Origin of the sequence: Parashewanella curva, from assembly GCF_003675895.1 — a bacterium.
Taxonomy (GTDB): Bacteria; Pseudomonadota; Gammaproteobacteria; order Enterobacterales; family Shewanellaceae; genus Parashewanella; species Parashewanella curva.
Genome location: NZ_ML014838.1, coordinates 1 through 13496 on the forward strand (window position 1 = coordinate 1; position 13496 = coordinate 13496).

Sequence of the window (13496 nt, forward strand, 5' to 3'; positions counted from 1 at the left end):
GTTTGTCTGTGATCTTTTAGCTATGGCTCAGTGATCTATTTGCCATAATTGTTGTGATCTTTGTGTCTTGATTAGCCGTGAGTGATTATTGTTAAGTGTTAGGAAATATCAGTGCGAAATGACGGATCTGCTGTTTCGAATTGGGATTTGTCGGGTAAATGAATGCTGTCAGTTGCAGGGCTGTAGTAAGCATTGTCATGTTGATCGTGGTGAATGGCGACACCAACATTATTCAGAATTCTCTCTGCTCGTTCGTGGCGTTGCCAATCGGGTTCTGTTTTGATTTCCAGCTCGGGTAAACCTTCGATTTGAGCAGCATTGAACACCACTGCACTGAATACTCTTGGCTTTTCTAGTTTGACGGTTTCCTTTAGTGGTTTGCCATCAGCACCTATGATCTTTTTGCCGTTGTTGTCGGTTTTATCTACCTTGTCGAACAGCTTCCAATATTGGACTATGGTGCCGTGTTGCCCTTTCATCACCTTGGCATCTAAGCTATTGGCTTGTTTAAAAGTCATCCACCTTGGATCTTGTCTGCCTTGCATGGCTAACCAGATTGCATTGGAACCTTTATATTTAGTGCCACTGACTGGATTGTGAGGCATTCTTGGCTCGCCCGGTTTCCATGGTAATTGCCACGGTGCTGTCCCTTGTTTTAATTGCTCAATAAGCTTGTTGGCGATTTGTTCATGGTACGGGACTTTGTTCTTTTGATTCGTTGGCATGGCTTACTCCTTATCGGGTGTATCGATTTCTACAGCTTCCCATGCGTCTTTTTCGGTTAGCGCATCTTCCTCACATGCACCCAGTTCTTCGGCTTCAGCTGCCGTGACTTCCACAATACTTTGTGGTGTGTTGAGCAGAGTTAATTTTTCATCGAGCTTAGTGTTCAAGTTGCTGTTCATAGTGCGCCTCCTTTTTTGGTGCAAAGCGTGACTTAGTTATTGAGTTTTGTGGAGTAAATCTCTGCTTAAATCGCTCTAGTGCTGATTGTGGGTTGGCTTGTGTTGTTGCTTGCTGTTTGAGTGGTGAAGTATTTGGTTGAGTTTGATTCTTTACCGTTTGAGTTTGTTGACGAGCTTGAGCCTGTTGGGATGGTTTGCTATTTATACTCCCTCCTTGCTGTGCCAAGCGTTGATAATCCAAGGGTTGTGGTTTATAGCCTGTGACGTCTATACCTTTGATTTTGGCTTGTAACCAAGCTTCACGTTTGAAATTTTGACTGCCTCTGAGCTTGGTTTGTTGCCAGCCTCGATGCTCGGCAATCGCCAATAAATCCATAATGATTTTGCTGTGCTCAAGCCGTGTTTGTAGCTTGTTGCCTTTGTCGATAAAGGCAAGTGCTGCTGAATTTCGATGAGGAAAATAGCCTTTACCATTGACAGTCACATAACGTAAATACAGATGTTTAGGCATAGGCATTTTGTGAGTTTTGGGTGCATCTTGCGTGTCGTCTTTTTCAGTTTTTGCTTGTGTCTTTGGTTCTGCCACTGAGCTTGGATTGCTAGGTGATTCAGCTTGATCTGTTTCATGGGATGAAGTGTATTGCTTTGCTTTTTCAGGGGGCACTTTCTCTGGAATAATGCTGTTAAGCCTTGGCAAGATCCGCTCTGACATTTGATACTTTAGCTCAGGCCAACAACTTTCAATATAGCCTTCGATTTGCTTTTTCACTCGAACCACGCTGCTGCTCATGTGTAGATCATTAAAGTCGGTTAAGCCATGTTGAATTTGCTCTGTGGAAAACTTAGGCGTGAGCCAGTGCCCACCGACTAAGTTGGCTGACTCTCTGGCTTTTTGTATGCCTTTATTGATTTGATTTTTATGGTCATTGTCGGCAAGGAATAGATGTTTGGCATTGGGGTAGGCAGCACTGATCTTTTCAGCGACTTTGGGCATATTGCCTGCATCGACCGTCATCACTACACTGCGCCCTGTGGCTTCGGCAATACTCGCTGCTGTTGAATAACCTTCAGCGTAGAGAATAGGTTCATCGGCATTGAGTGGTCTATCGCCGACTACAAAGAAGTGTCCTGATTTTTGCGCGCCTTTTTTAAGACATTTAAAACCATTGGGGCTAATGCGCTGCAAGCTGTGAATGTTTTGCTCCGTGTCATACAAAGGAATAACTAAGCGTCCTTTTTTATCCTTACACACGCCCGGATACGCCTGCACCAGTTTGCGCTGAAGATACTCTTGCCCTCTTGGTAAGGGCAATAACCGATACAGCTGTGCGCAGCGTTTGGCGTGATGTTGTTGCTTTTGATTAAGGCTTTGCTCTCGTTGATAGCGAATATTGGCCATGTGGGCTTTTTGATGAAGCCTTGCGGTTGGATTGGCTTGTTCAAAGCTAGCATGCCATTTTTGTGGCTCGCTATGATTGCGGTGGTCTTGATACCAACCCACGGGATGGCCATCATTAAACACGGCATAGACACCACTTTTTTGACCTCTTTTATCGTCCTGTGTCGCCACTCGATGAATTTGACCGTCCATAGTTGGAGGTTCCTTGAGTAAAAAGCCTGCGGTTTCCAGCACATTGTTAAATTCAAGCAAGGGGTCGGTATCGCTGTGCTGTTTCATCATATTGGGATCGGGCAACCAAGGTTCTACTTTACGTTTCTCGGTTCCAGCTTTGGCATACCACAAGCCTTGTTCGCCATCAAAACTAATGCCTGCAACTCCATTGTTGAGCCTGCCAATTTCTCGTTGGGCTTGTGCTCTATCGTCATAACCTACGGCCAAATAGGTTTTGTGCTTCAATTGCTCGTTACTCATAATGCTCATCTCCCACTACGTTTTTGAAATCGGTTACTAAATCATTCATTGCACCCTGTTCAGATTTGGGTTCTGCTTGGCTCGGCTGCTCTGCAACACTATTGTCTGGTTCAGATTGTTCGACATTGGCTGGATCGCCATCATCAGCGCAGCGAATTTGGCTTATGGTAATTGAGTGCTGTTTGGGCGTGACTTTAGGAATGCTTGGTGTTGCGAAGTGTTCTTTATTTGGATGATTACCACGAATACTTAGCTGTTTGTCTTGATACCAACGCAGTTTTTGGCATTTCACTGGAAGGCAGTTTTCAAGGAGTAAAATGGCGTTATCAGCCCCCATTTGCATTAGCTCTTGGGGCAGCATTAAGGCTCTTCCGTGGTCGCTGACATTTTCACTTTTACCACCTTTGCCTGATAACTGGCGGCTGCGACTGCGGTTGTTGATGGTGGATGTGCCAAGGCTGTCTGAAATTTCTCTGGCCACTTTTGGGTTTTTCGGCGCAAATACGATTTGTAGCGCATGGTTATCCATTAAGGTTTCAGCGCCATCGTGACCGTAGATTTCTCTTAGCTGTGCTGGCGATTGAATAATGGTAAGCAGTCGCAAGCCATAACCCGCTACATAACTGATGCCTTTGCTTAAAATGCTGACTTTGCCGATAGCAGCGAATTCGTCCATGAGCAGTAACACTTGGTATTTGAGTAGTGGGTTTTGCTCTGGTAGTTCTCTAGTGTTGAGGTCAATCAGTTGTTGAAAGAACAAATTAATGAGTGGCGATAAGCGACTTAAATCATCAGGGGTGACGCCCACATAAATCGACATTTTTTGTTGGCGTATTTGGCGTAAATCAAAGTCATTAGCTGCGGTAACCGCATCTATCACAGGGTTGTAAAACAGCTCTAAAGCGGAGGTAAAGCTTTTACGCACAGAGCCACGGGTACGCTCTGGTGTGTCTAGGTATTCCTTTAGGGCTAAAAGGCATTGGCTCGATAAACTGACGTTTGAATCTAATCTTAATTCTAATTGCTGAGCCAGATATTCATCGCCTTGAGTCAGTAATCTTAATACTTCACCCATAGTTACGGGCAAAGGTGGCGATTCAATTAAGTACAAGACTAACCCCAACCATAAAGACCGAGCTGATGCCTGCCAAACTGGGGCTTCGTTATCGATATTGGGAAACAGCATTTGGCCGATTTTTTGAATATCGTTGATCCGAAAACTGGGGTCATTAGAAATGTAATGCAGTGGATTCCAACGATGGCTTTGATAGTTTCTAGGAGCAAGGTTAAGCAAAAAGCATTGCTGACCGTGGGTATTACGAAAGCCTGAGCTGATGTGCCAATTCTCTTGTTTAATATCCAACACGACAACTGAATCTTTCCAGCTGAGTAAGTTGGGAATGACCACGCCTACACCTTTACCGCTGCGAGTTGGTGCTGACATTAATACATGCTGCTGACCTGAAAATTGTAGATATTGCTCTGACAATCCAAAGCGTTTTTTGCCAACGACGATGCCGGACTTAGCTAGTAATCCTGCTTGCTTGAGCTGTTTGGTATCGGCAAATTTAGCGTCGCCATACAGTGACTGCTTTTTTGTTTTCAGCTTCTTGGCGATAAAAGCGATAACAGGTGCAAAGCCAATGGTAACAGATAGAATGAGGTAAAACTGAGTAATGCGTTGGTGGCCGTAGTAGTAAGCGTATTTGAAGATAGTTAACGGACTGGAATGTTTGACGTCGAGATTGGCGAACCACAAGAACAAAGCACTACTGAGCCACAAGCTTGCGATTAACACGCCAATGATGCTTGATGATATTAACCCGCCGCGTTTACTCATCATGCCTCCGTGTTCTTTGGATTAAAGTACACGTCACTGACAAAACGTCTGCCGTTTACGACTTGCAACTGCACAATCACATCGACGCACAAATTCAAAAGTTGCTTGATGTCCTCTCTGGATAATGACGAACCTGCTTGGCTTTCTTTTAGCAGTAACATTAACTGTTCTAATGCCAATTTGGGGCTACCTGCGTGCATGGTGGTGATGCTCCCCGGATGACCTGAATTGATATTGCGCAGAAAGTAAAAAGCTTCATCGCCACGAATAAGCTCTGCGACAAATACTCTGTCAGGCTTCATCCGTAAGCTGGCTTCTAACAGCTGCTTTTGAGTGATATTGGCAATGCCTTGATTACCAGCGGAATAGAACAAACTGACGGTATTAGAATGGGTGTTATACAGTTGCAGCTCATCGACATTCTCAATGGAAATCAATCGCTCTGAGTCTGGGGCTTGTTGAAGTAAGGAACGCAAAAACGTTGTTTTTCCTGAGCCAGTTGCACCAGAGACGATGATGTTCTTTCTAAGCTGAATGGCGAGTTTCAAAAAGGCGGCCATGTCACCTTGTTGTTTGAGATCAATCAGCTGTTGTTCGCTTTGATGTTGGTTATCGACTTCAATATGTTGAGCACTGAAATAGCCTTGCAGTTGATAATCATCCAAGCTGAACACCACACTCGATGGTTTACGGATAGTGAGACTGATTTTGCCGATTAAGGTCACAGGTGGAATGGCGATTTGGACTCGCTCACCATGAGGCAAGGTGGCTGATAAAATCGGATGTGCCGCATCCAATTTCTGCCCTGAATAGGTCGCAATCAATTTACTTAAGCGTTGGCAGTATTCCAACGAAATAGTATTGGATTTATGTTTATTCCAACCTTTATTGGATTCTGTTAAGACCTGCTTGGGCTGATTAATTACAATTTCAGTGATGCCGGGCTGCATTAGGTAAGCATCCAGCAATTTCAAATGCTCCTGCAAAGCCAAAGAGCGACAATCTTCAATGTTGATATCAGAACTAGGGCTTTGATTAGTGGCTAAGTTTAAGCTCATAGACACTCCTAAAATCTAAGTCTCTGGCCACAAACACATTGATGTGTTCCCCTTGGTTTTTATATAACGTTGGTTTGATATGAATCGAATCTTGCAAAGCAATGGAGGCTAAATCTTTGGTGCCGCCGATAGTGTCTCCGAATTGGATCTTATTGTTATTTCCTTTAGATTTATTGGCGTAATACTTACCGATGTCACCGACCAAACTGAGTAGCATGGCACTGCCGAACCGTTTACCAAAATGACCATCAACATAGCCACTGTGACCACTACGACCAAGACTGTCGGTTCCCAGTGAAGCCAAATCCAAAATCACGCCAGTTGGGGTTTCGATGCGATCCCACAACACAAATATTCGAGCCTGCCCTTGCTCTAATCCGGCTTGGTACTCACCAACAATATGACTGCCTTTTTCGAGCAGAAGCACTTTGCCATTGGTGGAGTAGATATCACGGCTTAACTGGCAACGGGTCATACCTGTAACATCACTGCTGATGACTGTTTCTAAAATGCAGTCAAGAAATGCGCCTTTGGTGATAAACAAGTTAGGGTCGATGATTTGACTGGCAATACTGCCTTGAATTTTGGTGGCTTGCAGTTGTTGATTAAGAGAATGGCTATTGGGTTGTGTTTGGTTTAAATCTGGTAGAAATTCTTGTTGCTGAGTATTACTCTGAACCGATTGTTGTGAGGTGTTATTGAGTACCAATAAACCATCCAACTGTTTACGCTGCTGTGGCGTGAGTGTTTTTTTATGGCCGCTTAAACGAGCTAGGTGACCAAACTGCGGTGAGTTAGGTTCGTCCAATTGCCCTGTATGAATAATTGAGCTTTTATCTGCGGTTGGTGTTGTCGCTTTAGTGGGGTTTGAGTGCTTATCTGGCTCAGGTGGCGCACCCAAATGATCGGCAATGGTGTAATGATGGTGGATTGAATCAGTGTCTGATTGGGCATGGCTAAAACCGCCATTGATGGCCACTAACAGCACAATCATTAATCCAGCAATGATAATCATAACGGCTTTGGTCAGCCATGAGTTGTTTTGCACTCGACTGCCTAGCTCTGGAACGGGGTTATTGGAAAGCTCTGGTTCTTGGTTGGTGTGTTGTTCAGCCATGCGAACCTCCATGTCTTTTAGCAGTACGCTTCACTTGTGGGATTTGTGTCTTTTGATAACTTGCAGGCTTTTCTGCATCAAAGGATTGGTTAAACAAGCACAAGACTAATTGGCCTTGTCGCAGCACTAATCTTCTAACTAATAGCCTGATCACTATGGTGTTCGGAAAGTCAGGATTGATATGACTATTCACCAAGCTTTCGCTGTTATCACTATTGACGGTATACACCGCAGGCAAGTCTTGTTTTTGGCTGAACTTGAGATAAGTAAAGCGGCCATCATCGAAAACTGTAGTAGGCAATAAGGCTTTATCGCCTTTATAGAAATAGTTTTGGTTATTCACCTGTGGCGTGGTCTGAATATCAAGTTGATCATTAAGTAACTGCTGTTGATTGTGTTGGTGTAGCTGGGTTTTCAGATCATCAGGATAGATAAAATCCACCGCAAACATCATATTGCGGCTTGTGGCTTGGTTAGTGTTTTTCAGCAGTGACGCATTCAGTTCAAATTGGTACACATGGCGATTGGTGAGCACCGTCATATTAGTGGTGGCTTGCTGGGCTTTAGGTTTGATGAAGATGTGGTTATCAACGGGTGTGACACTCCATGCGCCGCTGTCGCCCATGGCAATTTGTTTGATGGATTCACCACTGGCAAAGGCAATATCGGTCGCAAAACCATAATGGCCGACTAACTTTACTACTTGTTGCGGATTGAAGTTGATATGGCGTACTCGTTTATCGAAATGACCCATATGAGGGGTTTCAAGAGCCAATGAAGTAAGAGATGTCAGCATTAACGCCATGCCTGTGAAGACAGGCATCCAGCGACTTTTATCTATATTGAGACTTAAAGGCACTAGGCACCTGCCTTCGCAGGTGCGACGGAGAAGATCCAGCAAATAACACACCTTAATCCCCTCCCGTTGCTTGATCATTGCGATAACTCAACACTTGAAAACCAAGCGGGTTCAGTTGTCTGTTAGCAACTGACATAGGGGCATTACGAAAGGCGAAAGTAATAGTCGCAACCCAATGGGTTAGAGGGTGATCTTCTCCGATTTGTTTAACTCGCTTGGTATAACGGACTAATGCCGTTGTGGTTTGCTCACCATTATTCTTGTCGTGCCCAATAAAACTGATGACATTCACTTTGACCAACACTTGTGCTGATTGGCCATAAAGATTAATTGGCGCATTTGAGTTAGATTTAGGATCAGTTTGTAAGCCGTAATCTTGTTGAACGTTTTCATCTGACATAAGACCGATTAGCTTTCGGTCATAACTTCGTGTTTGCCACTGGTAGCCTTCTCGATGACGTAGATATTGAGCTAAGAAATATTTATCCAACACTTCTTGAGCTTTTTGTTTCACCTGTCCCTTGTTGGCTAAGGTCGATACCACATCCACAAAGCCTGTGTTGTTATCCACTCGAATCACAAAAGGTTCGATGGATTTCAGCGGCATTAAGATAATGAGGCTGATAGCCAAAAGCGCGGCAAGTAGAGCCAGTAATAAACAGCATTTCCAAGCACGTTGCTCCGATTGTTTGATTTTGACATTCAGTTCAGCATCCCAACCTCTGGCCTCAGCAAAGTATTTCTGAAGTAGCTGCTTATCAGTAAGTTGTTGCTCAAGTTCAGCCATGACTAACCTCAATAGGTTTGATAATAATAGGCTGAGTGTTCACAGGTTTTAGCCCTTTACCATCATCTTTACAGTGCGGTGGTTTAGGCATACTTGAGCAGTGAGTGAGCAATAGAATGAAACACAAAGATAGGACTTTTTTCATTGTTCACTTTCTCCTGAAATGCTGTTGCCACCAAAACGTTGTTGATAAGCCCGATACCCTGAACCAACAGGCTTTATTGGTGCAGATAAGGCTTGACCTGTGTAATTCAAATCTCGCCTTAAAGTGCGGTATTGATGGCGTAAGGTGGTAGGACGCATAGCATGAAGACTGTTAGATATCGCACCATGAGCGGCAATGGCTACACCGCCACCAAGGGCTGAAGCCATTGCTGGAATTTGCTTCATCACTAAAATGCACAGTCCCATCACTATGCACAGCATGGAGCTGTCGCTGAGGGTTGTTAAAGCCGCATGGTTGTGAGAGATTTGTGCAAGATATTTAGAGGCTACCGAAGTCATCAGCTGTCCTGACGATACGCCCAGCAGCAAGATAAAACCGAAGTTAAGTACCATGCCCAGCCAGCTTTCAAAAAAGCGTTGCGTGGCTTGGAACAGAAGCAGAACAAAGAAGGCCGGACCGATGGCCAACAGCACACTGACCATGACTTTGCTGAGTAAAATAAAGAACGCCACTAATAAGGTCAGACAACCACCGATGGTTAATATGCCCATCGCCAGAATGTACATGCCGAAGTTACCGTTCATCACTCCACCTTGTCGCCACGCATTATCGGCAAGGATGAGAATTTGACCGAACAGGTGATCTAATAGTTGCGCGGCATTTTGGGTTTTGGTGCCAGAAACAACTGCCGCTAAAAACTGTGGCGTTTCACTCAAAAAACGCACTACGGTTTGATTGTAATGACCAACGGTTAATCCCAAGGTCAGGATAAAACCAATTCGAATGATGCGAAAAAATCCCTCTTGTAATGGCTCCTGACTGCGACCAAACATCATTGAGTAGCCCCAAATCACCACCCATAAAATCATCATACTGGTAAATACAGGGATCAGGTATTGGATCAGCCTTGCAGAGCCTTGTTGCACATAATTGTGCAGAGCTTGATCAACCAAGCTGAAAATACTGCGATACAGATTACTGGTAGCCGCCATCTTGATTACTCTTTGGGATGAGCCATATCAGCAGGTAGCGGCATTGGATCGCCTGCCACAATGTCATTTGCCGCTTGTTGAGCATTGATACACTCAGGATGATTGCGATACTTAGCCGGATTGTTGCTGCATTGAGTTAAGGTTTGCATCAAGATTTTCTGATGCTGTTTATACCAAGCCACATCATGAGCTTGGCTTTGTTGGCTATGGTGGTTGTTCATTTTTGAACAGCCTGTCATGACACAAAACAGGCTTGAAATTAATAGAATATTGATAAGTTTCATGCAGATTCCTCATTGTAGATTTAATGGGTTCTGCCATCCGTGGTGGGTTAGTTCCAATTCACATTAATCGGGTGTAATTCACCAGCCGACTCAATAGCCATTTGAGTGATACGCTGCTGTGCTAAAGCGTCATTGGCTTGAGCTTGGGCTTTCATTAGCTGCAATTTGGCTTGCTCATTCGCAAGCATGACGTTCTCGGCTTGAATTCGGGCTTGTAGGTCTTGAATGTCTTTTTGTTTTGGTGCTTGAGTGATCTTGTTGATAAGTCTGGCTAATTGGTCATATCTCACTTGAGTTTCTTGTAGCGACAATTGGGTTTGTCCTAACCAACGGCCACGATAGCGATTGATGTCATCAAACAAACTGGCACTATCACCTCCTAACTTTAGCCATTCACTGTTGTGTAAACCTTGTTGTTTGAGAGTAAGGTTGGGATCGACCTTAACAGCCACATCATAAACGGAATCAATGGCATCGCTCATTCCTGTGATACCGTTGATACTACTGAGTTGACGTTTAGCGGTATCAAGCTGCTGTTTTAAGGTGTCGATTTGTTCTAATAAATGACGTATTTCAATGATTTTTTGATGCAGGTTAGCAATATCAATCACAGGGAAAGCGAGACAAGGTAATGGCAGTGATAACGTTACCAACAGCAATAATCGTTTCATACTTCACCTCGCTGATCATGCAAGGCATTGAAGTATTCAGGGAGCCAATCTTTGGGATCACTGCCAGCCGTTTCCACAATCTGGTACATCAAATTCACTTTATCTGTAGTACCAGAAATCACTGAAAGCTCATCATCAAAGCCATTTAAGTCTAATTTAGCAACGACACTTTCATGACCTTGTTTGATAATGAATTGACGGGAATTAGGTTGTAGCTCAGTGCTAACAAGCTCAAACTCACGTTCTGTAAGATGTAAGCCATCCATATAATCATCACGTCGAGCTTTAGGATTGGGCATTAAAATCAAGGTGGCGCATTGTTCTATCAAAGTGTGAGCAATGGGAGAATTCAGAACATCTCTAACGGATTGAGTGCCATACACCATAATGCCGTTTTGTTTACGAATGACCTTTTGCTTGTTTTGGGCTAAATCTTCAAAGTATTCATCAGCCAATAGCTTCCAGAATTCATCCATAAAGATTTGCAGCTTGCGCCCGTCTATCAACTTTTCGATGCGATAAAACAGATACATCACAATGGGTGTGCGGATTTCTTCAATATCTAAAAACTCTGTGACATCAAAGCCAAACAAAGTTTGATTGGAAATAGTCAGCTCATCGATTTCATTATCTAAAACCCAGGATAGATCACCACCACGACACCACTTTTGTAGTCTTGAGCTACAACCATTTGGGTCTACTGGGTCAAGAAATTCCAAACAGCGACTTAAACGGCGTTGCGGCTTAGGCAAACTCATTACGCCTTTTACCGCATCCGATAAGTCTTGTTGATGTTGATGAGATAACTCACCACCGCAAAGCTTGGAAATCAAAGCGGTGATAAACAGTATATTGTCGGCTGTGGGTTCAAGCTGAAAGGGATTAAAACCAGTGGGCTTACCCATTTGCAGTGGTAGATATAACCCTTGAGTAGCACGAACATAGATCTCTAAACCACGGTCTTTATCAAAGATTATTTGGGTTGGCTGATACTTCTTACTTTGAGAAATCAAAAAGCCTTGTAGCACTGTTTTACCAGAGCCAGAAGCACCGATGATTAAGGTGTTACCTAAAGCGTGATGCTCATCCTTGAGCAAGTCTTCCTTATCTTCACGACTTTCAGGAACTAGGACTTGGTTTAACCGCTGCTCTTGTGGATGAGAGTGGGGTTCATGAAAGTTGAAGTAGTATGGCGCACCAGACGCCGTTTGCAATACAGTAACCGCATCGCCCCACTGGTTGCCGTTTAATTGACCTGATGGATTGTTATGAAAACTGCAAAACCCAGCAAAGTTACGAGAAGATATTCGAGCCGGGCGAGGACGATAGCGACTGTTGGCTGGTAGCTGCGAGTAAAATGCTGACTGAATCGATAAATCATCTCTGGTGAGAATAATGGCTTGATCGGCTAGCTCAGATTTTAGTGCTGACAGGTGCTTATCAAGAGCTTCAGTTGTGTCACTCAATACGGTTAACACCAGATGATGTTCACCATAAACCATGCGCCCAGCGGTTAAATCATCTAACCCAATATCAATGGCATCCACTTGAGAATGAGCAAAATCCCCTGTAGCTGTCAGCCTTTTTTGTTGGCGCAATAAAATCTCAGTAGCCACTGGTTTCGATAAAAACTGAAAGCTTTGAGTTAATACCAACTCAAAGGGTGCTGATAAAAGGGCATTAAGCAAACCCGCTTCGGTGTGTTCAGGGTACTCCTTAATACTTAAACACGCGCCCAAACGGGTTTGCGTAATGCCTTTTAGGGCAAAAGTGTTATCAGAAAAAAGTGGTCTGACTCTGGGTAATGACTTTGAAATATCTTGGGTTTTGATGGCTCTTGGTTGCCACTCGCCATTTGTCAGGTAATCTAAAAGCGTAAGTAACTCGCTGTAGAAAACTTTCCCTTTTACTTTGCCTTTATTGATAACGTCTTTGGTGTAGATCCCTAACCGTTGAGGCTGATAGCTGTCCAATGATGATAAAACTGTGCTAACGACTTCATTTAATGCTGATATGGCTTGTTTTTGCTCGGCAAGTACCTGTTCTACTGTGGTTGATTTTATCTTTAACTTCGATTGAAGTGGCGCATTAGTATCACGGTAGATCACTGTTAGATATAGCTCATTGACCATCAGCTGGCTTTGGCAAATTTTGTCGATATATTTCTGATTTAGCTGCTTATCAAACTCCGAATTAAACTCGCCCTTAGGAACAACTTTAGATTCACGACGAATAAGATGTGTCCATAAACACATATGAGGACTTGCGATATTTCGTAGCATCAAATTGAATTGCTCTTTCCAGAGGTTTACTTGCTCAGGATCAGCCGACTCATGCGCCACACCTTGCAACTTGATGATCTGCAAATAATCACCGCTATGGGTTTTAATCGTGTGCTCATCCACATGCGCTTGATAAGGAATAAACTCATCAACAGAGTTTTCTCGCTGCCACTCCTTAGTGATCTTTTCGATGGCTATTGCACTCATAACATGCGCTCCTTATCGCGAGTATTAACAACAGGACTGGCACTGGCATAACCCAAGCATCGCCAGCATACAGATTTAGCTTTGGTGTACACCCAGAGCTTGAGCAAACGGAACATCATAGGATCACGTAAACACAGTGAATACATGAATGCATGCAAAGGGATATACAGCAATAAAACGAAAGGATTTTTAGTGGCTATCATCAATACAGTGACGACTGATGCAGCAATGATAATACCATCCAAAGTCACGCCCCATTTCATTGCAGGGCGAGTGACAGCCACAAATAAATGGTCACGAAAATCAGTAGAGGACATAATGATTATCCGGTTCATCAGGAAAATGAAGATCTAGCTTCGTGACTTGCTTTTACCTTTAGCTCAAAGAACTCCCAATCTCTGTAACCATAAGCCATTTTAACAATTGTCTTAAGTCTGTTGTTAACACCTTCAACT

The 13496-nt window shown here is 43.7% G+C and carries 14 protein-coding genes; all 14 read right to left on the minus strand.

What is annotated here, in order from left to right; genetic code table 11:
- Positions 1-98 precede the first annotated feature (98 nt).
- The gene (locus tag D5018_RS18525) at positions 99-725 is read right to left on the minus strand and encodes an ArdC-like ssDNA-binding domain-containing protein (RefSeq protein ID WP_121840475.1); all 627 of its coding nucleotides are present in this window, start codon (positions 723-725) and stop codon (positions 99-101) included.
- 3 nt (positions 726-728) lie between these two features.
- Positions 729-905 carry a conjugal transfer protein TraD gene (locus D5018_RS18530; protein ID WP_121840476.1) on the minus strand — a complete coding sequence of 59 codons (177 nt, stop codon included), beginning with the start codon at positions 903-905 and terminating at the stop codon, positions 729-731.
- Positions 883-2778, minus strand: a complete 1896-nt coding sequence (locus tag D5018_RS18535) for an LPD7 domain-containing protein (RefSeq protein WP_121840477.1) — start codon at positions 2776-2778, stop codon at positions 883-885. The genes D5018_RS18530 and D5018_RS18535 overlap by 23 nt, the downstream gene beginning before the upstream one ends.
- Positions 2771-4621, minus strand: coding sequence for a type IV secretory system conjugative DNA transfer family protein (locus tag D5018_RS18540; RefSeq protein WP_121840478.1), 1851 nt, complete (start codon positions 4619-4621; stop codon positions 2771-2773). The genes D5018_RS18535 and D5018_RS18540 overlap by 8 nt, the downstream gene beginning before the upstream one ends.
- The gene (virB11, locus tag D5018_RS18545; RefSeq protein WP_121840479.1) at positions 4618-5676 is read right to left on the minus strand and encodes a P-type DNA transfer ATPase VirB11; all 1059 of its coding nucleotides are present in this window, start codon (positions 5674-5676) and stop codon (positions 4618-4620) included. The genes D5018_RS18540 and virB11 overlap by 4 nt, the downstream gene beginning before the upstream one ends.
- Positions 5654-6793, minus strand: coding sequence for a type IV secretion system protein VirB10 (gene virB10, locus D5018_RS18550; protein WP_165905108.1), 1140 nt, complete (start codon positions 6791-6793; stop codon positions 5654-5656). The genes virB11 and virB10 overlap by 23 nt, the downstream gene beginning before the upstream one ends.
- Positions 6786-7730, minus strand: coding sequence for a P-type conjugative transfer protein VirB9 (gene virB9, locus D5018_RS18555; protein ID WP_121840481.1), 945 nt, complete (start codon positions 7728-7730; stop codon positions 6786-6788). The genes virB10 and virB9 overlap by 8 nt, the downstream gene beginning before the upstream one ends.
- Positions 7705-8439 carry a VirB8 family type IV secretion system protein gene (locus tag D5018_RS18560; protein WP_121840482.1) on the minus strand — a complete coding sequence of 245 codons (735 nt, stop codon included), beginning with the start codon at positions 8437-8439 and terminating at the stop codon, positions 7705-7707. The genes virB9 and D5018_RS18560 overlap by 26 nt, the downstream gene beginning before the upstream one ends.
- A 141-nt stretch (positions 8440-8580) precedes the next feature.
- The gene (locus D5018_RS18565) at positions 8581-9597 is read right to left on the minus strand and encodes a TrbL/VirB6 family protein (protein ID WP_121840483.1); all 1017 of its coding nucleotides are present in this window, start codon (positions 9595-9597) and stop codon (positions 8581-8583) included.
- Positions 9598-9602: 5 nt separating this feature from the next.
- Entirely contained in the window at positions 9603-9881 is a 279-nt protein-coding gene (locus D5018_RS18570) for an EexN family lipoprotein (RefSeq protein ID WP_121840484.1), read from the minus strand.
- 47 nt (positions 9882-9928) lie between these two features.
- Positions 9929-10552: a type IV secretion system protein gene (locus tag D5018_RS18575; RefSeq protein ID WP_121840485.1), complete on the minus strand. Its 624-nt coding sequence runs from the start codon at positions 10550-10552 to the stop codon at positions 9929-9931.
- Positions 10549-13041: a VirB4 family type IV secretion/conjugal transfer ATPase gene (locus tag D5018_RS18580; RefSeq protein WP_121840486.1), complete on the minus strand. Its 2493-nt coding sequence runs from the start codon at positions 13039-13041 to the stop codon at positions 10549-10551. The genes D5018_RS18575 and D5018_RS18580 overlap by 4 nt, the downstream gene beginning before the upstream one ends.
- Positions 13038-13358 (minus strand): VirB3 family type IV secretion system protein, encoded by a 321-nt coding sequence (locus tag D5018_RS18585; RefSeq protein ID WP_165905109.1) that lies wholly within the window; start codon positions 13356-13358, stop codon positions 13038-13040. The genes D5018_RS18580 and D5018_RS18585 overlap by 4 nt, the downstream gene beginning before the upstream one ends.
- 17 nt (positions 13359-13375) lie before the next feature.
- The coding region (locus tag D5018_RS18590; RefSeq protein WP_133309337.1) for a transposase at positions 13376-13496 on the minus strand (121 nt) is incomplete at its 5' end.

Excerpts from the sequence above, each read along its gene's own strand:
- D5018_RS18565 (WP_121840483.1), bottom strand. The coding sequence starts at position 9,597 with ATGGCGGCTACCAGTAATCTGTATCGCAGTATTTTCAGCTTGGTTGAT.
- D5018_RS18540 (WP_121840478.1), bottom strand. The coding sequence starts at position 4,621 with ATGATGAGTAAACGCGGCGGGTTAATATCATCAAGCATCATTGGCGTG.
- D5018_RS18570 (WP_121840484.1), bottom strand. The coding sequence starts at position 9,881 with ATGAAACTTATCAATATTCTATTAATTTCAAGCCTGTTTTGTGTCATG.
- virB10 (WP_165905108.1), bottom strand. The coding sequence starts at position 6,793 with ATGGCTGAACAACACACCAACCAAGAACCAGAGCTTTCCAATAACCCC.
- D5018_RS18535 (WP_121840477.1), bottom strand. The coding sequence starts at position 2,778 with ATGAGTAACGAGCAATTGAAGCACAAAACCTATTTGGCCGTAGGTTAT.
- D5018_RS18585 (WP_165905109.1), bottom strand. The coding sequence starts at position 13,358 with ATGTCCTCTACTGATTTTCGTGACCATTTATTTGTGGCTGTCACTCGC.
- D5018_RS18580 (WP_121840486.1), bottom strand. The coding sequence starts at position 13,041 with ATGAGTGCAATAGCCATCGAAAAGATCACTAAGGAGTGGCAGCGAGAA.
- virB11 (WP_121840479.1), bottom strand. The coding sequence starts at position 5,676 with ATGAGCTTAAACTTAGCCACTAATCAAAGCCCTAGTTCTGATATCAAC.
- D5018_RS18525 (WP_121840475.1), bottom strand. The coding sequence starts at position 725 with ATGCCAACGAATCAAAAGAACAAAGTCCCGTACCATGAACAAATCGCC.
- D5018_RS18575 (WP_121840485.1), bottom strand. The coding sequence starts at position 10,552 with ATGAAACGATTATTGCTGTTGGTAACGTTATCACTGCCATTACCTTGT.
- virB9 (WP_121840481.1), bottom strand. The coding sequence starts at position 7,730 with ATGATCAAGCAACGGGAGGGGATTAAGGTGTGTTATTTGCTGGATCTT.
- D5018_RS18530 (WP_121840476.1), bottom strand. The coding sequence starts at position 905 with ATGAACAGCAACTTGAACACTAAGCTCGATGAAAAATTAACTCTGCTC.
- D5018_RS18560 (WP_121840482.1), bottom strand. The coding sequence starts at position 8,439 with ATGGCTGAACTTGAGCAACAACTTACTGATAAGCAGCTACTTCAGAAA.